Origin of the sequence: Phosphitispora fastidiosa, assembly GCF_019008365.1 — a bacterium.
GTDB lineage: Bacteria > Bacillota > Thermincolia > Thermincolales > UBA2595 > Phosphitispora > Phosphitispora fastidiosa.
The window spans coordinates 270,205-288,824 of sequence record NZ_JAHHUL010000003.1; the positions used below are offsets into that span (position 1 = coordinate 270,205).

General features: G+C 47.9%; 17 protein-coding genes. 13 read left to right on the top strand and 4 right to left on the bottom strand.

What is annotated here, in order from left to right; translation table 11 throughout:
• Nucleotides 1-40: 40 nt before the first annotated feature.
• A complete protein-coding gene (locus tag Ga0451573_RS05235; RefSeq protein ID WP_231682832.1) occupies nucleotides 41-925 on the bottom strand; it encodes an HD-GYP domain-containing protein in 885 nt (294 codons plus the stop codon).
• Between the two features lie 156 nt (nucleotides 926-1,081).
• Between Ga0451573_RS05235 and thrC the strand changes: the two genes are divergently transcribed.
• The 7 genes from thrC to Ga0451573_RS05270 all read left to right on the top strand — a co-directional run bounded on the left by thrC (nucleotide 1,082) and on the right by Ga0451573_RS05270 (nucleotide 9,253).
• Nucleotides 1,082-2,581 carry a threonine synthase gene (gene thrC / locus Ga0451573_RS05240; RefSeq protein ID WP_231682833.1) on the top strand — a complete coding sequence of 500 codons (1,500 nt, stop codon included), beginning with the start codon at nucleotides 1,082-1,084 and terminating at the stop codon, nucleotides 2,579-2,581.
• Nucleotides 2,582-2,723: 142 nt separating this feature from the next.
• Nucleotides 2,724-3,413, top strand: a complete 690-nt coding sequence (locus Ga0451573_RS05245; protein ID WP_231682834.1) for a response regulator transcription factor — start codon at nucleotides 2,724-2,726, stop codon at nucleotides 3,411-3,413.
• Nucleotides 3,414-3,428: 15 nt separating this feature from the next.
• Nucleotides 3,429-4,829: a sensor histidine kinase gene (locus Ga0451573_RS05250; protein ID WP_231682835.1), complete on the top strand. Its 1,401-nt coding sequence runs from the start codon at nucleotides 3,429-3,431 to the stop codon at nucleotides 4,827-4,829.
• A 107-nt stretch (nucleotides 4,830-4,936) separates the two neighbouring features.
• Entirely contained in the window at nucleotides 4,937-5,542 is a 606-nt protein-coding gene (locus Ga0451573_RS05255) for a GerMN domain-containing protein (RefSeq protein ID WP_231682836.1), read from the top strand.
• Between the two features lie 229 nt (nucleotides 5,543-5,771).
• Nucleotides 5,772-6,719 (top strand): UV DNA damage repair endonuclease UvsE, encoded by a 948-nt coding sequence (gene uvsE, locus Ga0451573_RS05260; protein ID WP_231682837.1) that lies wholly within the window; start codon nucleotides 5,772-5,774, stop codon nucleotides 6,717-6,719.
• 106 nt (nucleotides 6,720-6,825) lie between these two features.
• A complete protein-coding gene (locus Ga0451573_RS05265) occupies nucleotides 6,826-8,193 on the top strand; it encodes an RsmB/NOP family class I SAM-dependent RNA methyltransferase (protein WP_231682838.1) in 1,368 nt (455 codons plus the stop codon).
• A gap of 340 nt (nucleotides 8,194-8,533) precedes the next feature.
• Entirely contained in the window at nucleotides 8,534-9,253 is a 720-nt protein-coding gene (locus Ga0451573_RS05270; RefSeq protein ID WP_231682839.1) for a pseudouridine synthase, read from the top strand.
• Nucleotide 9,254: 1 nt separating this feature from the next.
• Here the strand turns inward: Ga0451573_RS05270 and Ga0451573_RS05275 are convergent, their stop codons facing one another.
• Nucleotides 9,255-10,661, bottom strand: coding sequence for an ATP-binding protein (locus Ga0451573_RS05275; protein ID WP_231682840.1), 1,407 nt, complete (start codon nucleotides 10,659-10,661; stop codon nucleotides 9,255-9,257).
• A gap of 196 nt (nucleotides 10,662-10,857) precedes the next feature.
• On the opposite strand from Ga0451573_RS05275, the gene Ga0451573_RS05280 reads away from it, so the two are divergent.
• Nucleotides 10,858-11,736 (top strand): diacylglycerol/lipid kinase family protein, encoded by an 879-nt coding sequence (locus Ga0451573_RS05280; RefSeq protein WP_231682841.1) that lies wholly within the window; start codon nucleotides 10,858-10,860, stop codon nucleotides 11,734-11,736.
• Between the two features lie 69 nt (nucleotides 11,737-11,805).
• On the opposite strand, the gene Ga0451573_RS05285 is transcribed toward Ga0451573_RS05280, so the two are convergent.
• On the bottom strand, nucleotides 11,806-12,435 hold the full coding sequence (locus Ga0451573_RS05285; RefSeq protein ID WP_231682842.1) for an SdpI family protein: 630 nt from the start codon (nucleotides 12,433-12,435) through the stop codon (nucleotides 11,806-11,808).
• Between the two features lie 19 nt (nucleotides 12,436-12,454).
• The gene (locus Ga0451573_RS05290; protein WP_231682843.1) at nucleotides 12,455-12,709 is read right to left on the bottom strand and encodes an autorepressor SdpR family transcription factor; all 255 of its coding nucleotides are present in this window, start codon (nucleotides 12,707-12,709) and stop codon (nucleotides 12,455-12,457) included.
• Nucleotides 12,710-13,021: 312 nt separating this feature from the next.
• Between Ga0451573_RS05290 and Ga0451573_RS05295 the strand changes: the two genes are divergently transcribed.
• From Ga0451573_RS05295 to Ga0451573_RS05315, 5 genes are all read left to right on the top strand, one after another.
• Nucleotides 13,022-13,219 (top strand): cold shock domain-containing protein, encoded by a 198-nt coding sequence (locus tag Ga0451573_RS05295; protein ID WP_231682844.1) that lies wholly within the window; start codon nucleotides 13,022-13,024, stop codon nucleotides 13,217-13,219.
• A 390-nt stretch (nucleotides 13,220-13,609) separates the two neighbouring features.
• Nucleotides 13,610-14,407 carry a putative porin gene (locus Ga0451573_RS05300; RefSeq protein ID WP_231682845.1) on the top strand — a complete coding sequence of 266 codons (798 nt, stop codon included), beginning with the start codon at nucleotides 13,610-13,612 and terminating at the stop codon, nucleotides 14,405-14,407.
• Between the two features lie 198 nt (nucleotides 14,408-14,605).
• Nucleotides 14,606-15,283 (top strand): response regulator transcription factor, encoded by a 678-nt coding sequence (locus Ga0451573_RS05305; protein ID WP_231682846.1) that lies wholly within the window; start codon nucleotides 14,606-14,608, stop codon nucleotides 15,281-15,283.
• Nucleotides 15,280-16,749, top strand: a complete 1,470-nt coding sequence (locus Ga0451573_RS05310) for a sensor histidine kinase (RefSeq protein WP_231682847.1) — start codon at nucleotides 15,280-15,282, stop codon at nucleotides 16,747-16,749. Before Ga0451573_RS05305 ends, Ga0451573_RS05310 begins: the two co-directional genes overlap by 4 nt.
• 64 nt (nucleotides 16,750-16,813) lie before the next feature.
• A complete protein-coding gene (locus Ga0451573_RS05315; RefSeq protein ID WP_231682848.1) occupies nucleotides 16,814-18,613 on the top strand; it encodes an efflux RND transporter periplasmic adaptor subunit in 1,800 nt (599 codons plus the stop codon).
• Nucleotides 18,614-18,620: the final 7 nt, after the last annotated feature.

Genomic DNA, 18,620 nt, shown 5'->3' on the forward strand with positions numbered 1-18,620 from the left:
GGTGATTCCTTGTTGAGATTATAAACAGTTTGTGAACTGTTTATGAAGAAAATGTGAGGGGAATTGACAGAAAAGCACCGGCTATGTCCGGGTCAAGCTGGATGCCACTGACTCTTCTGACTTCTGCAAGGGCTGTTTGGGGAGCCATGGCTTTACGGTAAGGCCGGTTTGAGGTAAGGGCATCAAAGGTATCTGCCACACTGATGATTCTGGAAATTAGAGGGATTTCCGGACCCCGGAGTTCATCAGGGTAGCCGTTTCCGTCAAATCTTTCATGGTGATGGCGAATAGCCGGTATCAGGTGTTCAAATATTGCCAGAGGGGTCAGAATGGCGGCCCCCATGGCAGGATGCTGCCGGATATGCTGGATTTCCTGCATGGTCAGCGGCCCCGTCTTAGTTAGGATTAATTCACTTATCCCTATTTTCCCGATATCATGAAGTTTGGCTGCAATTTCTATGTCCCGGGCTGAACATTCCGGGTCCAGGAGTCCTGCCTCGTCCAGAGTTTCTGCTATCTTCAGAGACAGGGCAGCCACCCGGTCCGAGTGTCCCCTGGTATACCTGTCTTTGGCTTCAATTGCTTTGACGGCGCTGTTCAGTACCCCCATGCCGCAGTTGAGATTATGATAGTTCTTTTCCAGGAGCCGGATTTTGGTTATCAGGTTGTCAACCAGGAGTTCATTAATGGTTTGCTGGTGAGGACTTAAGTTACCTATCCAATAATAAATTCCTGCCTCTTTATTGTCCCAGCAGAGGTGTATCCTTCCCGTAAAAGAAAGGTCTTTAAGACGGTTTCCCGCAAGAGGCCATTCCAGTAAATGACCGCCTATATTTAGCACGATTTTGTACCTGAGGTCAAGGCTGTACTTTTTTAATTGTGACTCGTACTCTTCGATAGTTTCCAGGAAATCGGACCTTATCATAAGTAACCTCCCTGTAAAATTTACTATATACCCTATAGGGGTATATAGTAAATTTTACCTTTAGACAGCGCTTTTGTCAATGTTGACTTATTAATGTTGAACACTTGTCCGGGATGCTTTATAATTAGGAGATACAATAAATGAAGGAGAATTTTTATGAAGTACGTCAGTACAAGAGCTAATTTCAACCGCGTTAACTCTGCAGAAGCCATTAAACTTGGCATGGTGCCTTCGGGAGGTTTATTTGTCCCTGAACAAATCCCGCTTATAGATGCTGAAAAACTTGTTGGGCTGGTGGGGCAGGGTTACCGGGAAGTAGCCCGGGAGATACTGGGGTTGTTCCTGACAGATTATCTTCCCGAGGAGATTGATGAGTGTATTCAAAGAGCCTATAATGACAGCAATTTTGACCATCCGGATATGGCGCCGCTAAGTAAACTTGGTGACAGTTCCTATATTCTTGAGCTTTGGCACGGCCCCACTGCAGCCTTTAAGGATATGGCCCTGCAGATTATGCCACATTTCCTGTCTCAGGCAATCAGGAAACTGGGGGCAGAGAGGGAGACAGTTATCCTGGTGGCGACATCAGGAGATACCGGCAAAGCCGCCTTGGAAGGATTTAAAAATGTTCCGGGGATAAAGATTATAGTATTTTATCCACATGGCGGTGTCAGCAGGGTACAGGAACTCCAAATGACCACCACTGATGGTGACAATACATTTGTGGTGGCAGTCAGGGGTAATTTCGACGACTGTCAGAATGCCGTGAAACAGGTTTTCGGGGATGAGGCCTACAACAGGTTCCTGGCTGAAAAGGGATATGAATTGTCTTCTGCCAATTCAATTAATTGGGGACGACTGCTTCCTCAGATTGTGTATTACTTCTGGGCCTACCTTGATCTGGTTGGCAAAGAGGCTGTTTCACAAGGGGACAAGGTCAATTTTGTGGTCCCCACCGGAAATTTCGGCAACATCCTGGCCGGTTATTATGCCTTCAGAATGGGGCTTCCGGTTAATAAACTAATTTGCGCCTCAAATGAAAACAGGGTGCTGACCGATTTCTTTGCTACAGGGAAGTATGACCGTAAACGGGAATTTATCAAAACAGTCAGCCCTTCCATGGATATCCTGATATCAAGCAACCTGGAACGCTTTTTGTTTGAAGTGACCGGCCATGACGGGAGAAAAATCAGTGAATGGCTGGGGCAGTTGAATACAGAGGGGCAATTTCAAGTTGATGAAAATACCCGCAGGGAAACAGGGCATATCCTGTGCGCCGGCTATGCAGGTGAGGAGGAGACTCTGGAAACCATAAAAACTGTCTTCGAAAATTATGGCTATACAGTTGATACCCATACTGCCGTAGGGGTTAAGGTCTATGAAGACTATGTCCGGCGGACCGGTGACAGAACTGTAACTGTCCTGGACGCGACAGCAAGTCCCTTTAAGTTTAACCGCGCGGTACTGAAGGCTTTAAGAGGGCCGGAGGCCGATACCGGTAAAGATGAATTTGAAATTCTGCGGGAACTGGAACAGCTTACCGGGATGGAAATCCACCGGGGACTGCAGCAACTTGATGCCAAGCCTGTAAGGCATGATCGGGTTTCCGATAAAGGTGAAATCAAAAGAGACATCGAAGAGATATTGGGACTTTAATTTCATGATTGTCCCTTACCAATTAATCCTGCCTGGAAGAACACCGGGCAGGATTTTTGTTTGCTGAGAACCTTTCATTGCGGCTTACCGTCCAAATACTGTGGTATAATACGAATAACTACCGTGAGGACGGGGGGATATCATGCCTGTAAAAATCCTGATTGTTGATGATGAAAAGCTTTTAGTGAAAGGCCTGGCCAAGAGCCTGAATAATGAAGGTTACCTGACTGAGGCGGTATTTGACGGTGAGGCTGCCAGGGAGATGGTCAGGAAAAACCGGTTTGACCTGATAATTCTTGATGTTATGCTCCCCGGGGTGGATGGCCTGACCCTGTGCCGGGAGATTCGGTCTCAGTTCGAGGTACCCATTATTATGCTTACTGCCAGGGGTGATGATATTGACAAAATCATCGGCCTGGAAATGGGGGCAGATGATTACCTGGCCAAACCGTTTAACTTCAGGGAACTGCTGGCCCGCATTAAGGCGGTCCTCCGGCGTTCCACACATGAACCGGGAAAAGGGTCCGGGCAGCTGGTTCGCGGAGGAATAATCATTGATATTTCTAAAAGGAAGGTCTCAGCCGGCGGAAGGGAAGTTGACCTAACCGGCAGGGAATTTGAGCTGTTGCTGCACCTGGCCGGCGCGCCGGGCAGGGTCTTTACCAGGGAAAAGCTTCTGGAGGATATCTGGGGTTATGACTATATCGGGGAAGACCGTACCGTTGATGTCCATATAAGGAGACTAAGGGAAAAAATCGAACCTGAACCTGGAAAGCCGCAATATATTCAGACCAAATGGGGTGTGGGTTATTATTTCAGTGAGGAAGACTGATTAGGAGATGTGCGGATGCGCCTAAAACTGGGACTCAAACTGGGTTTTACCTACCTGGTACTTATAGTTCTGTCAGTTGCTGCCTTTGGTTATTTTACTATGGATTTTTTTCAGCGGAGTTTTCTTGACGAAAAAAAGGCGGCGCTTTTTACTCATGCCAATATTCTCGCCAACAGTTCAGCGCCATATCTTCGGGACCGGGAGCAGAGGCCCTACCTGAATTACCTGGCCAGGAATCAGGCCGAAAGGGTAGGCTGCCGTTTTCTGATACTTGACCGGACAGGATTGGTTATGGCTGATTCGGCCGGGGATTTTCGGGGCCGGGCCCTGGGTCACCCGGAGATATTAAGTGCATTAGAAGGGAAAAATACTGCTGCCCCTTACCGGGAAGCGGAGTACGGCTGGGTCCTGTACCTGGCCGTCCCGGTATATTCAGGCAAACAGGTTATCGGCGCTGTTTTTGTGTCTGCCGACCTTAACCCAATGGTGGCCCGTCTTGATGAAATCAGGGCCAGGCTCTTGTGGTTTTCGGCTGCCAGCGGGGCGGTTGTTTTTGTGATCAGCCTGTTTATGGGTACGTTTCTTACCAGGCCGGTAAAGAGGCTTATTGTCGCTGCCGGGAGGATTGGGTCGGGAGATTACGGATACCGGATAAAGACACCTCCCGGAAATGACGAATTTGGGGAACTGACAAGGGTATTTAACGATATGAGTACCAAAATACAGGCTGAGGACAATATTCGGAAGCGTTTTGTTGCCGATGCCTCCCACGAATTAAAAAGCCCGGTTGCAGCTATAACAGCCCTGTTGGATTCATGCCCCCGAAAGGAGGCGTGTTCCCCCGAGGAGTATCACGAAATGGTGAAGGATCTGCGGTTTGAGGCAGGCAGACTTAAGAATCTGGTGGAGGATCTGCTGGTACTCAGCCGGTTAGAAGGAAACCGGAGGCAGCTTAAAATTGAAAATACCTCTGTGGGTGAAATTGCGGAAGCGGTCCGGAAGGCCGCTGCCCCCACAGCCCGGTCTAAGGGAGTAGAAATAAAGACCGTTCATCCGGGGGACATATACTGGCAGCTGGATGGGGAAAAGATATTCAGGGTCCTGGTTAACCTGGTTGACAATGCGGTGAAGTATTCCCCTGCAGGTGAAAAGGTAACCCTTGGATTCAGGGTGCAGGATGAAAGGCTTCACTTCTATGTATCCAACAGGGGAGCGGGCATTCCGTCAGAGGAGATACCTCATATTTTCGAGCGGTTTTACCGTGTTGACAAAGCCCGGTCACGGGGGACCGGCGGCTGGGGCCTGGGGCTGGCAATTGTTAAGGAAATAGTGGAGCTCCATGGTGGTGGCGTGGTGGTTGACAGCGAACCAGGAGGAGAGACCATATTCACAATTGGATTGCCAAAATTAACTTAAAACATTTGTAACAACTTCGTCATCTCTGTGTAATTAATAAGCGGTATATTTATAGTGAGAAAACAAATGAAGAAAATGTAAAGAAAATGTAAAGGGAGGTGAACAGGATGAGGTGGAATGCGATGAGAGGGAACAGATATTTTCTGTTAACAGCCCTGGCTGTGCTGCTTGTATTTGTCATTGGCTGCGGCCTGACAGGCAGCCAGGATAAGAAGGATGTGGGACAGGAGCAACCGCGTGTTGAGGAACAGGACAATTCTGAAACTCCTCCGGTAAGCCCACAGCCCACTGAGGAACAGGTCGAAATAACCCTGTATTTCAGTGATGACCAGGCCATGTACCTGAAACCGGAAAAACGCACAGTAGAAAAGGGCGGTAAACCTCTTGCAGACCTGCTTGTCGAGCAGTTGATTGAGGGACCCCGGACTGAAGGATTGCACCGGACTATCCCTGAAGAGGCTAAGCTTATTTCCGTTGAAGTTGTGGATGGGGTTGCTTTTGTGAACTTTTCCCGGGAGATGCAAACAAAGCACTGGGGCGGCAGCACAGGTGAGAGGATGACCTCACAGTCGGTAGCCCATACCCTGGCACAGCTGCCGGAGGTAGAGAAGGTACAGTTCCTGATTGAAGGCCAGAAAGAGGAAGCCATCTGGGGTCATGGCTATACAGGTGAACCCATAGCCCCGGAAAAGGAAATTGTTTCCCAAGAATAATTCGGAACAATTAGCGGATCAATTCAGTCAATAATTATGTGGAAGCAAATTTGCGGAAAAGATTTGCGGGTACAATTAAATAAGGGACAGATTCATTTATCTAGGGGCTGCCGTTTGACCGGCGGTCTCTTTTTAATTGTTTGGCGGCTTTTTTGTTTCCTAATCAGGATAAAGTTTTTGGCTGCCAGGGAACATTAATGAAAAAAGGCAGAATGAACGGGGTGAAGATGTGCTGGTAAGATTGGGTTATGTGGCTATGTCGATGGAACTGGAGAACTGTTCGTCCTCCAAGACCATTACCGTAAAAACTTATGAACACATTGCGGGGGAGGAGGCCCGCATCGGCAGGCTGCGCAGGATTACAGCCGAAAACCTGAATAACCTGGCCAGGCTGCTGTATTACAATGCTGCAAATGGAGTCCACCTGTTCCGGATTACCTCCAAACTGGTCCCGCTGGCAACCCATCCGCTGACCGCCGGATGGGACTATATTGCCGACCTTCAGGACGAATTTGCCAAAATAGGGTCAATAGCAAGAGAAAATAAAATGCGCCTTAGTTCTCACCCGGACCACTTTACCCTTATTAACAGCCCCCGGAAGGAAGTTATCGCAGCTTCTCTCCGGGACCTGGATTACCATGAAAAGGTATTTCAGGCGATGGGTCTTGATAATGCGGAAATGGTAATGCATGTAGGTGGCATGTATAGTTCCCGGGAGCAGTCTGTAAAACGGTTCGCGGATAATTTCCGAAAACTTCCCGATGGTATCCGGAAGCGGCTCCTCCTGGAAAATGATGATAAGACATATGGGGCAGCAGAGGTACTGGATATCTGTGGGGAGCTGAATATCCCCATGGTGCTGGATGTACACCATCATATGTGCTGCAACAAGGGGGAGGATCTTGCTGATATTATGCAAAGGGTATATAATACCTGGGGTGAGCGAGTGCCAAAGCTGCACTTTTCCAGCCCCAGGAGTGAGAAGAACTGCAGGGCTCATGCGGATGATATTGACTTTGACTCTTTTTACAGGTTTCTAATAACTGCCCGTGAGTTTGGCAGGGATATAGATATAATGGTAGAGGCCAAGAATAAGGACCGGGCCCTCTTTAACCTGATAGGCCGGTTAAAGGAGACGGAGGGAATTGAAGTAGTCGGGGGCGCTTTTTTAGTGTGAACCGGATTCAATTTTTGTTTTACATTCGAGAGTTTTGTTTTGCATTCGAGAGGAATTATTTGCTATAATTAGATTTACGGCATTACGAATATGAAGGTGGAAAGTTATGAAGCTTCCTGAGGAATTTTTAAAGCGGATGAAAAATATGCTGGGAGATGAGTTGGAGGATTTCCTGGCATCTTACGACCAGCCCAGATATCATGGGCTGCGGGTGAACACACTGAAGGTATCTGTGGAAAAGTTCCGGGAGATTTCTCCCTTTGCCCTGGAACCTGTGCCCTGGACAAGGGAGGGTTTCTACACAGACAGTGACGACAGGCCGGCAAAACACCCCTATTACCATGCGGGCCTTTATTATATCCAGGAGCCCAGCGCCATGGTCCCTGTTTCAGTCCTGAATCCCCAACCCGGTGACCGGGTACTTGACCTGTGTGCCGCACCGGGGGGCAAATCAACACATATTGCTGCCCGCCTGGCCGGGGCAGGGGTCCTGGTAGCCAATGATATCAGTGGGGAGCGGCTCAAGGGAATGGTCCGCAATATGGAGCTGTGCGGGGTCAAAAACTATATTATTCTAAATGAAATACCTTCACGGATGGCAGAAAGGTTTAAAGGCTATTTTGATAAGATTGTGGTTGATGCGCCCTGTTCCGGTGAAGGGATGTTTCGCAAAGACCCCGGTTCGCTCAAGAGCTGGGGTGAGTTCTCCGTGGAACGGTGTGTTCAGATGCAGAAGGGCATCATCAGGTTTGCCGCTGAGATGTTAAAACCGGGAGGGGCGCTGGTTTATTCCACCTGCACCTTTGCTCCCGAAGAAAATGAGGGTATCATTGATTTCCTGGTGAAGCTCTATCCCGAATTTGAGCCTGAGGGTATATATACCGTTCCCGGCGCCGCACCCGGACAGCCGCAATGGGCAGGGGCCGGGGAAAAGGTATCGAAAACCATCCGTCTTTGGCCGCACCGGATAAAGGGAGAGGGGCATTTTGTAGCCCTGCTGAGGAAAAGGGACGGTGAAGAGACCGGGTTTACCGAATATGTGCCTGAGCCCCCTTTGCCGGAAAATCTGGAGGCTTACCTGGCCTTTTTTGAACATGCCATGAACATTCCGCCATTTGAGAGGGGGCTGGTACAGCATCATAGCCGTCTTTATGTGATTCCGCCGGGGCTGCCTGACCTCAAAGGTCTAAAGGTATTAAGGCCGGGATGGTTCATCGGGGAAGTACGGAAAAGGAGATTCAAGCCGGTGGCGCCCCTGGCGCTGGCGCTAAGGAAGGAAGATGCCAGGCAGGCCCTGGATTTTGCTGCCGGCTCAGAGGAGGTCATCAGATACCTCAAGGGTGAAACACTCAATATTACCGGAGAGCGCGGCTGGCGCATGGTGTGTGTTGACGGTTTCCCACTGGGGTGGGCCAAACAGTTCCAGGATATGCTGAACAACTATTATCCCGTCGGCTGGCGCTGGATGGGATAGGCTCCGGAAATGACCGGGTATAGCATATGGTGAGTTGTTGCACCGATTTTCCACAGTGCCGCGAGAGAAATCTAACCTTGTTCCTGGCGAAGCCATGGACTAAACCCGCCAATTCGGCTCCTGCCTCAATGGCGGGCTCCGCCTTCCGTGGCTCCGGTCCATGGCTTCGCTTAGCGGAACTGCGGAAAGATTTCTCACGACGGCACTGCAAGGAAAAACTTGTACAACACCTCACCATATGCCGCGGTCATTTTCGGAGCCATACCGGGGAAAAAATAAAAGGCTCTGGGTGAAGACCCTGGGCGCAGAAAAACCTTAGATGGTTAATATGGAGGCAGTGGTGAAAGATAAAATACGGTTAGATAAGTTATTGGCCAATGCGGGCCTGGGTTCCAGAAAGGAAATAAAGAAAACTGTCCGGGAGGGTAAAGTTGCCGTTAATGGCACAACGGTCTCGGACAGCTCACTTCATGTACATCTTGGAAATGACACGGTTACGTTTGATGGGGTTGTGGTTGAATACCGGGAGTATGTCTATCTCATGCTGAATAAGCCTGCGGGCTGTGTGTCGGCAACTGTTGACTCAAAAGAGGCTACAGTTGTTGAACTTGTCCCTGACCGCTTCAGACACTTTGAATTGTTTCCGGTCGGCAGGCTGGACAAGGATACAGAGGGACTCCTCATCCTTACCAATGACGGTAAACTGACCCATGAACTCCTGGCGCCAAAAAAACATGTCCCCAAGACATATTTCGTTAAAGTCAAAGGCAGGTTAACGGAGGGCCACGAAAAACGTTTCGCTAAAGGTATTGTTCTGGATGACGGGTACAAGACAATGCCATCCAGGATGACCGTATTGCACTCAGATGATGTTTCCGAAGCAGAGGTTATCATCCACGAAGGAAAGTATCATCAGGTAAAGCGGATGTTTGGAGCCCTTGGGCTGCCTGTTGTTTACCTTAAGAGAACCGCCATGGGCAGCCTCAGCCTGGATGAATCCCTGGCGCCGGGAGCTGTAAGGGAACTAAGTGCAAAGGAACTGACCCTGCTGAGAAATTAACCTAAAAAATCCGCTTCTTTTTCTCCCCGGCCAGCCAGTCCACAAACTGGCGCGCTGTCCTCCCGGAACGGCCATTATAGCGCAATTCCCACTGAATCGCCTGGCGATGCAGCTCTTCTTTAGGAATGTTGATTCCGGCCTGTTTGGTGAGGCCATCTACAATTGCCAGGTACTCTGCCTGGGCAGGTGAGGTAAAGGTAACTGTAATTCCGAACCTGTCTGCCAGCGAAAGTTTTTCTTGCAGGGTATCCTGAAGCCGCTTTTCATCACTTGAGGCCGCAGCCTCCCTGTCACTAAACCTCTCTTTTATCAAATGTCTCCTGTTGGAGGTGGCATAGATCAGCACATTTTGCGGTTTGGCTTCCAGTCCTCCTTCCAGGAGCGCTTTCAGGTATTTGTACTCGGAGTCATTTTCTTCAAAAGAAAGGTCATCAATAAATATAATAAACTTTTGCACCCGTTGTCTGAGAAAGTGTATTATTTTGGGGAAGTCAGCCAACTCCTGTTTGGAAACTTCTACAAGGCGCAGGCCCATGGAACCAAAACGGTGCAGCAGGGCTTTAACCGAGGACGATTTTCCGGTGCCGCGGTCACCGTATAGCAGAATGTTATTGGCAGGCAGCCCCTGGAGAAGTTTTTCGGTATTATTAATAATGATTTTCCTTTCACTGCGATACCCGAAAAGGTTGGCAAAGGTAACCGGATCAGGCTCTACAATGCCCTGGAACCAGCCGGTCCCTTTGCTGCGGACCCACCTGAGGGCATGGTAACTGCCGAAAATTCCGGCCCCATTCTTCCGGTAAAAATCAGCCAGGTCAGGCAGGAGTGACTGCCAGTCCTCGGAAACGGCCAGCCTGCTGACCAACTCCGGGGTGTCATCAGGTGTAGAATTTACATCAGGTGTAGTTTCCGTGTTGGGGTCGGTTTTATCCCAGCCGGGCAGCATATTCAGGGAAGGAATATCTGTGAAACCGGATATCTGGTCCCGAATCCTGTTTTTCACCATGTGGCGGATGGTTCTCGGGTCCATTGCGGCAAGACTGTACAGGTTAGCCAGGTCTGCGCCTGCCGCCAGCTTCAGGCCGGCGTCGATTTTGTCAAAGGGAACCGATTCAGCTATCCGACTGAACGGGTTTTCATCCCTGAGGATAAAATCCGCCAGAAAATACTGCCAGGTATTACCGCTAAATGAGGCTGGGACATCGATTCCCAGGAGATTATGAACCAGATCGTAATAAGCCTCCAGCAGCTTTTCGGGTCCGGGGTCTTCCATATTGACCACATCAATAAGGTGCATGAATGAACCGAAGCTAGATTCGTTTTGCAGGCTGCGGTATACCGAAAGCTGCCTTCCGGCGAAAGCTGCGGCGGTAAATTTAAGTTTAAGTACAGAATCAGGACGAAACAATGAAAAACCTCCCTTTATAGAATAATTACCAACACTTTTATTATCGTCAAAAATAATTTTATTCTTGACAGCTAAATTTATTTTACCGATAGCCAACAACCTCTGGTGATGGAGGAAGTTGTGATGGGCCGTCGAATATAGAGAAGTGACAGGTATATAGTCAATAATTCACATCATGTCAGGGGAGCAAACAGTAATGGAAGCAGTATGCATTTTGAACCCAGCGGCAGGTCGGGGCACTGCTCCGCACAAGTGGAAGCAGGCCCGGAACGACCTTGCCGCCCGCGGCCGCATTATAGATACTCTGACTACTACCGGGCCGGGTGATGCCGCCCGGCTGACCAGACAGCTAATTGCCCAGGGGGCTGACACAATTATTGCAGCAGGCGGGGATGGCACTCTAAACGAGATAGCAGGGGCTGCCGCCGGCAGTGAGATTAAAGTTGCCCTGGCCCCGTTTGGCACGGGAAATGACCTGGCCCGGGGGTTGGGAATACCGCGCAGGAGTTCGGAATGGGCGGCAGGTTTTCTGACCTTTACCGCCAGACAGTTAGACCTGGGTATGGTGAATGGCAGGTATTTTATAAACCAGGCGGGTTTTGGCTTTGATGCCCGGGTCGGCTATAAAGTGAATACAGGGGTAGGGTTCCTGACCGGAAAGCCGGCTTACCTGGCTGCCGTTGCTTCATGCCTCAAGGATCTGAGCCCGGTAGAAGCGGAAATAGTGGTGGATGGTGTCCGGATAAAACAAAAAGTGATATTAGCTGCCTTTGCCAATAGTGTTTTTATTGGCGGCGGACTTAGGCTGGCGCCTCCGGCGATTCCTGATGACGGGCTGCTGGACCTGGTTGTGATAGGTGAGGTTTCCCGCCTTGAGCTGCTGAAAGCATTTCCAATGCTTTTCAGCGGGAGCCATTTAAATCACCCTGCAGTAAGTGTTTGGCGGGGGAAAAGTTTTTCCCTCCATTCCGACAAGCCTGAATATGCTCACACTGACGGAGAAATATACAAAACTGACAGACTGGAAGTCAACATCAAACCTGGGAGCCTGAATTTCCTGGCGCCTCTGTATTAAAAAAAACCCGCATGTTTTGGTATGCATGCGGGTTTTTCTGTCCGGGTTTTTCTATCAAGGCTTTTCAGTCTAGACCGCTTTTTTAAATGCCACGTAGGAATAAACCAATATTGATATCAGAAGGGCAATAGTTATGCCAAAGGTGATGTATGCACTGGCTGCTGAATGGAAAAAGCCAGATACAAAGAAGGTCAGACCTGCCAAAACGAAGGCGTATCCACCGAACCTGTGGGTTTTTCTCCAATTGTCTTCGTTGGCAAGGGTCCAGGGAGTCCTAATTCCCACAAAATAATTATGTCTCAACTTGGGCATTACATTGCCCAGGACAATAAACAGCAGGCCTACTCCAATTTTAACAAACATGCCGACATCAATATTGTATCCCATGGCCGCCACAATTGAGACCCAGTGGATTCCAATCATCATCAGGACAACACTGATGGTAATAATTTGATAACTTCCCATGTGTTTGTCATATGATGCCTTTTTAGGGTCAATTTTAGGAGCAAACTTCATTAACAGGTAAAGAGCTAGTGGTAAAAGTGCAGTGACAAACACGAAATTTTTGCCCCCGGTATTATCAACTTCACCTTTAATGTTCCAGTGCAGGGGGATGGTATCCGGCAAACTCTGGTAGATAAACAGAGTAGCAATGATAGATAACAGAATTAATGCAATAACAGTCTTACTGAGTTTCATTAAACCGCCTCCTTTAATATTATTCCTTAAATTCCAGAAACCAAGCCATCACATCCTGAAAAACAGATGTATTGAGTGAATAAATTACGTGCTGACCCTGTTTTTCGCTTAATACCAGCCCGGCATTTTTTAAGGCATCCAGGTGATGACTGATGCTTGGTTTGCTGATATCAAAACGGTCGGCAATTTCTCCGGCAGACAGATCCCGTTCCCTAAGGTCTCTAAGTATTTTACGGCGTGTTTTATCCGACAGAGCTTTAAATGCTTTATCCATTGCCTCACCCCTCCCTTGTTTAGACGTTTAAATAATTAGATAAACATCTAAATAACTTTAAATTAATGTTAGCACAGAGAGTGCCGCCTGTCAATAGAAACCAGTAAGTGAATAAGCAGTAAGTGAATAAGCAGTAAGTGAAGCAGAAGTTTTTTATTCAGAAAAACTTGCAATTTTTGCCACGATATGTTATTGTTAATTCACGTGTTAAAGGGTTGAAAACGCAAAACCATTTTTGGCCTCTACTCAGGGTTGGGCAAAAAGATTTTGAGTTTTAACTTTTTGATCAGTCTGTTTAAAGGAGGTTTTAAAATGGAAGGTAAAGTAAAATGGTTTAATGCTGAAAAGGGTTTTGGTTTTATCGAGGCTGAAGAAGGCGGCGATGTGTTCGTTCATTTTTCAGCTATTCAGAGCGATGGGTTTAAGACTCTTGACGAAGGTCAGGAAGTATCATTTGACATCGTTGAAGGTAATCGCGGTCCTCAGGCCGCCAATGTCGTCCGCAAGTAGTCAGGACAAATATTCAAAGGGCATTTCCTTAGGGGAGTGTCCTTTTTGTGTATACCAGGAATACCACTATGCAAAGGTCCGGGGCTTTGTGCCTGGACCTTTACATTTCTTCACATTTGCTTTGAATATGTTACGCCTCACAATTTTTCAAATGGAATGGAACTGTGGTTACAACAACATCAGTTTGAAATACCAGGATATTTTTGCAGCATTAGCCCGGTTTGGTTATGTAGAAACCTGTGCCACCTTCATTTTTTGTGTTTTTAGGTAAAAAATTTTTGGACATGACCGTAAGTATTCACAAACTTTCACCTAGTGTTCACAATATGGACATAAACATTGCGTATACTAAGTCCCGTAGACCAAAAAAATAATGGGAGGAGAAACACAATGAAGTACAAGAAAACCTTAAAGAGAGGGTTAGCCGGGGTCGTAGTTGGCGGAATGCTTCTCTCAGGCGGGATGGCTTTTGCCGATGATACCGGTAGTACCAAGGAACAAACATCTATAGGTGAACATTTTGCAGGAAAAATGATGCAAGGGAAGAAAGGTATTTTCCAGGGCAAACGCCTTTATATTGGGGACAGGCGGGAAGAGTTACAGGCAGTTCTGGAACAAATGGTAAAACAGGGGACAATTGACCAGGGCAAAGCAGATGAAATAACGGCATTTATTGAGAAGACAGATGCTGAAAGGCAGGCACAGTTTGAAGAAATAAAGAAACTCACTCCTGAAGAACGCAAGGCCCTATGGGAAGAACGCAAAAAAGATGATTCGGCAGTAAGACCTACAGTAAGACAGGACCTGTTCACACAGCTGGTTGAAAACAAAATAATCACTCAGGAACAGGCTGATGCCATCAGAACCGCCATGAAGGAAGCCGTAGTTGCAAAACAGCATCAGGATATGCAGGACGGTTTGAAGGCTATCGTGGAAAAGGGCGCTATAACACAGAAACAGGCCGACATGGTTGTTAACCGGTTTGATGAAATCCGGAAAAACCATGAGGCCCTGTTTGAGAAAACAAAGGACATGACCCCTGAAGAGCGCCGCGAATATTTGATTGATAACAAAGAGAAGATTAATCCATTAAATCAGCTGGTTACAGATGGTGTTATCACCCAGGAACAGGCTGATGCTATCAGAGAGGTACTGCCGCGCGGCAAAGGTCACAGAGGCGGCCGGTAACCGGAAAGTCTAAGGGCGGTTTTAGTTTGGCTGCAAAGCTGCAGGAGTGGCAGATATTTATATCTGTCACTCTCATAATATATCGCCAAAATATGATGATAAATAATGTCCCTCCATCTTTAGGGTTTGTTCACAAAATGGACACAAATATAAGTTAAACTAAATTATTAAGATGAGTCTTCACCAGGAGTGGAAAACATGGGTGTTAGGAAAATACTGATTGCTGATGATGAGGACAGGATGAGAAGGCTGGTCGGCGATTTTCTAAAAAAAGACGGGGCAGTAGTAATCGAAGCTGTAGATGGGATTCAGGCCCTGGAACGCTTTAATGATAATCCTGACATCGATTTGGTTGTTCTGGATGTAATGATGCCCGGATATGACGGATGGACAGTTTGCCGGGAAATCAGGAGGCTGTCTCGCGTCCCAATCATTATGCTGACTGCAAGGGGTCAAGAGTCTGATGAACTGTTCGGATTTGACCTGGGAGCAGATGAGTATATTTCCAAACCTTTCAGTCTGAAGATACTGTCTGCCAGGGTAAATGCCCTGCTGCGCCGGGTGGAAGATGACGATAAGGATGTCAAGGAGTTTGACGGACTGGAGATTGACACGAAAGGAAGACGTGTATATATAGATGGGACAAAAGTAGAAATGAGTCCCAAAGAATTTGAGCTGCTGCTTTATATAACTGAAAATGCGGGGAGAGCCCTAAGCAGGGACCAGATATTGAATGCAGTGTGGGATTACGACTATTATGGAGATGCCAGGACCGTTGATACTCATATCAAAAAGCTGCGGTTGAAATTGGGTCCGAAGAGCGATCTTATTCAAACAGTCAGGGGGTTGGGTTACAGATTTGAGGTGAAGAAATGAAGGTATCGGTAAGGACCAGACTCTTTTTCAGCATAACCCTACTGATCATATTTTTCGTGGCTGCTACACTTCTGTTGAACTCGCTGTTCCTGGGAAAATTTTATGTGTGGCAAAAGAGAGAAGCACTTCTGGAGAGTAGAGACAGGATTGTAGAAATATACCAGGGCGATCCCGGGAATATTTCCTTTGAACTGGAGAACCTGGAGCGGAATAAAGGCTTAAGCATTTATATTGTTGGGCCTGATATTTATGAATTTAAGTACAATTCGACAATAAGGATCTTTGATGCCGGCCACAGAAGAATCCTGGGAGAGCGACTGCCCCTGCCGCATCCTGTACAAAATGACCTGCAGGGTCTGGCTGTGGGAGACTACTTCACAAATGTGGTTACCGACCCCAGGCTGGAAACGAAATTCCTGGTTTTGGCCTCCAAAATGGATAACAGGGAAATTTTAGTCCTCAGTACACCTATTGCAGCTATCAACGAAAGTGTTGTCATCGCCAACAGGTTCCTGCTGTTAACCGGCATTGTGACAGCGGTTCTGGGAGGGATTGCCGTCTATTTGTTTGCCGGGAGGTTTACGAAACCAATCCTGGACCTAAGTGATATTGCCCGGAGAATGTCGGTCCTTGACTTCAGCAGGAAGTATCCGGTTAATTCAGATGATGAAATAGGGCAGTTAGGCAGCAGTATAAACTCTCTTTCCGACCAGTTGGATAAGGCGATTTCCGAATTACAGAATGCCAATGATAAACTAACGGAAGATATTGAGCGGGAACGCATGATTGATAAGATGAGGAAGGATTTTATCTCCAGTGTGTCTCACGAACTAAAAACCCCGATAGCTTTAATTCAGGGCTATGCGGAAGGGCTTAAGCTTAATGTCAACGAGGATGAGGAAAACCGGGATTTCTACTGTGAGGTTATAATGGATGAAACCGGTAAAATGAATACCCTGGTGAAAGATCTGCTGGACTTATCCCAGATAGAGTCAGGATACTTTAAGCTGGAAAAAAGCGATTTTGATATTTCGCTGCTGGTAGAGCGTGTCCTGGAAAAACACCAGCCGGTACTGCAGGAGAAAGGTATTCATACAGAAGTTGACAAAAGCGGCAGTCTTACTGTAAACGGGGATAAGGTAAGAATAGAACAGGTTTTGGTAAACTACCTTAATAATGCGATAAATCATGTTGATGATACAGGGATAATCAGGATTACCGCTGCGGGTTATGGCGATAAAGTGAGGGTAACGGTATTTAATTCCGGAAAAGGTATTCCGGAAGAAGCCCTTGATAAAGTCTGGAGCAGTTTTTATAAGGTTGATAAAGCCAGAACCCGTACTTATGGCGGTACCGGTCTGGGGCTTTCTGTTGTCAAGGCAATTATGGAACTGCACAACAATGGTTTTGGTGTTACCAACAGAGATAACGGAGTCGAATTTTGGTTTGAAGTAGATACTGCTTGACATGAAGCGGATACTGCTTGACAGGGCATCATGAAATCCTATGTTTGGGGAGGAGAGTTACACAGTGTTGGTTAAAATTTTGAATTTGATTAAGGGCAAGTGGAAATTGGCAGTTGGGATCAGTTGTGGTATTGTTTTGGCAGGATACCTGGGGACACGTTTTTTTGGCAGCGAAGAAACCGCTGCTGTTCAAGCAGCAACTATACCGGTGCAAAAAGGGGCTATAGAAGTTACGGTATCCGGGACCGGTTCCATAAAGCCTACCCGGTCCGCTAAGGTTACCCCAAATGTAAGCGGCACCATTACCGGTATCAATTTTAAAAATGGGCAGCAGGTGAAAAAGGGTGATTTGTTATTTGAATTGAACAATGACGGCCTCCGGACTGATTTAAGGAAGTCTGAGCTGGATTTGAAGCAGACTGAGCTCGATTACAGCTCCAGTATTGGTGACAGCAGGGAGCAGAATGTCGCTGCGCCTATCAGTGGTCAGGTTACCGCTATTGAGATGGAAAAAGGCCAGGATGTGCAGAAGGGCTCAGTAATTATCGTGATCACAGATACCTCTAAACTCATTTATAAGGTTCCGGTAAACAGCGCCCAGCTAAACAATATAAAACGGGGCCAGAAAGTTGATGTGACGATTCCGGCCTTAATGTGGACCCTTGAGGGCAGGGTGCAGGAAGTTGACTACGGGGGAACCGCAGGCACCGATGGTTCAAAGCTTTATGACATCACGATAGAGGTAAATAACCCGGGAACACTGGCCCCGGGGCTGGAAGCCCAGGCGGTGATTTATACCGGTAACGGACAGGAGTCCGGCTATCAAATGGGGGTAATTGAATGGGCGGAGACTGCTTCTGTGAGAGCAGGGGTCTCAGGGACGGTTCAGGAGCTCTATGTTGATGAAAAGGAATATGTGAAAAAGGGACAGAAGCTATCTTACATAAGCAGTGAGAGTACAGATAAACAGGTCACTTCGCAGCAGATCAGGCTTGAACAGGCCAGACTCAATCTGGAGACCCTGAGAACCAAGCTGGCAGACTGTAAGGTATATGCCTCTATTGACGGCGTAGCCGACCTGGGTTTGGCACAGTTTGATTCGGAAGGGACCGGCAGCAGTTCCAACAGTTCATCTGGTTCGGGAACAATAGGTCAGGATTACTGGCAGGTGGGTGATGAGGTTTCCCCCGGTCAGATTCTGGCAGACATCACCGGCGCCGGGATGACGGTAACTGTTCCGGTGGATGAAGTGGACATCAGTAAGGTAGAGGTGGGGCAGGCGGCGACGGTAACTGCCGATGCTCTTCCTGATAAGAGTTTTCAGGGTACTGTGGCCGAAATTGCCACCAAGGGGACAGAGCAAAACGGGGTGGCCAGTTTTGATGTAACCGTAAGCATCGATCAACCCACTGGGCTCAAGGAGAATATGACGGCAAATGTCGAAATCCTGGTTGCCGCCAAGGAGGGAGTACTCCTGCTGCCTATTGAGGCTGTTCAGGAGAGACAAGGTCGAAAGTTTGTGATTATGGCCGGTGATGGGAATGACGGACAAGGTGCGGGAACCGCCAGGGATTCAGGTGCAGGAACCGGTATGAATTCAGGTGCAGGAACCGGTATGAATTCAGGTGGAGATGGAGCTGGTGGCAAGGCGGCAGGCGGAAACCAACAGGGCAGTATGAAGCCGGTGGAAACTGGATTATATAATGAAACTATGATAGAGATCACCTCAGGCCTTCAGGAGGGAGACATCGTGACCATTCCTAATGTAGCCAGAAGTACCAATGCAGACGGGACCAGGAGTATGTTCGGCGGGGGCATGATGGGTGGAGGCGGCAGCAGGCCAGCCCAGGTTATCGTACATTGACGGTTGA

Coding starts and splice junctions, on each gene's coding strand:
- Ga0451573_RS05235 (WP_231682832.1), bottom strand. CDS start 925: ATGATAAGGTCCGATTTCCTGGAAACTATCGAAGAGTACGAGTCACAA.
- thrC (WP_231682833.1), top strand. CDS start 1,082: ATGAAGTACGTCAGTACAAGAGCTAATTTCAACCGCGTTAACTCTGCA.
- Ga0451573_RS05245 (WP_231682834.1), top strand. CDS start 2,724: ATGCCTGTAAAAATCCTGATTGTTGATGATGAAAAGCTTTTAGTGAAA.
- Ga0451573_RS05250 (WP_231682835.1), top strand. CDS start 3,429: ATGCGCCTAAAACTGGGACTCAAACTGGGTTTTACCTACCTGGTACTT.
- Ga0451573_RS05255 (WP_231682836.1), top strand. CDS start 4,937: ATGAGGTGGAATGCGATGAGAGGGAACAGATATTTTCTGTTAACAGCC.
- Ga0451573_RS05265 (WP_231682838.1), top strand. CDS start 6,826: ATGAAGCTTCCTGAGGAATTTTTAAAGCGGATGAAAAATATGCTGGGA.
- Ga0451573_RS05280 (WP_231682841.1), top strand. CDS start 10,858: ATGGAAGCAGTATGCATTTTGAACCCAGCGGCAGGTCGGGGCACTGCT.
- Ga0451573_RS05285 (WP_231682842.1), bottom strand. CDS start 12,435: ATGAAACTCAGTAAGACTGTTATTGCATTAATTCTGTTATCTATCATT.
- Ga0451573_RS05290 (WP_231682843.1), bottom strand. CDS start 12,709: ATGGATAAAGCATTTAAAGCTCTGTCGGATAAAACACGCCGTAAAATA.
- Ga0451573_RS05295 (WP_231682844.1), top strand. CDS start 13,022: ATGGAAGGTAAAGTAAAATGGTTTAATGCTGAAAAGGGTTTTGGTTTT.
- Ga0451573_RS05300 (WP_231682845.1), top strand. CDS start 13,610: ATGAAGTACAAGAAAACCTTAAAGAGAGGGTTAGCCGGGGTCGTAGTT.
- Ga0451573_RS05305 (WP_231682846.1), top strand. CDS start 14,606: ATGGGTGTTAGGAAAATACTGATTGCTGATGATGAGGACAGGATGAGA.
- Ga0451573_RS05310 (WP_231682847.1), top strand. CDS start 15,280: ATGAAGGTATCGGTAAGGACCAGACTCTTTTTCAGCATAACCCTACTG.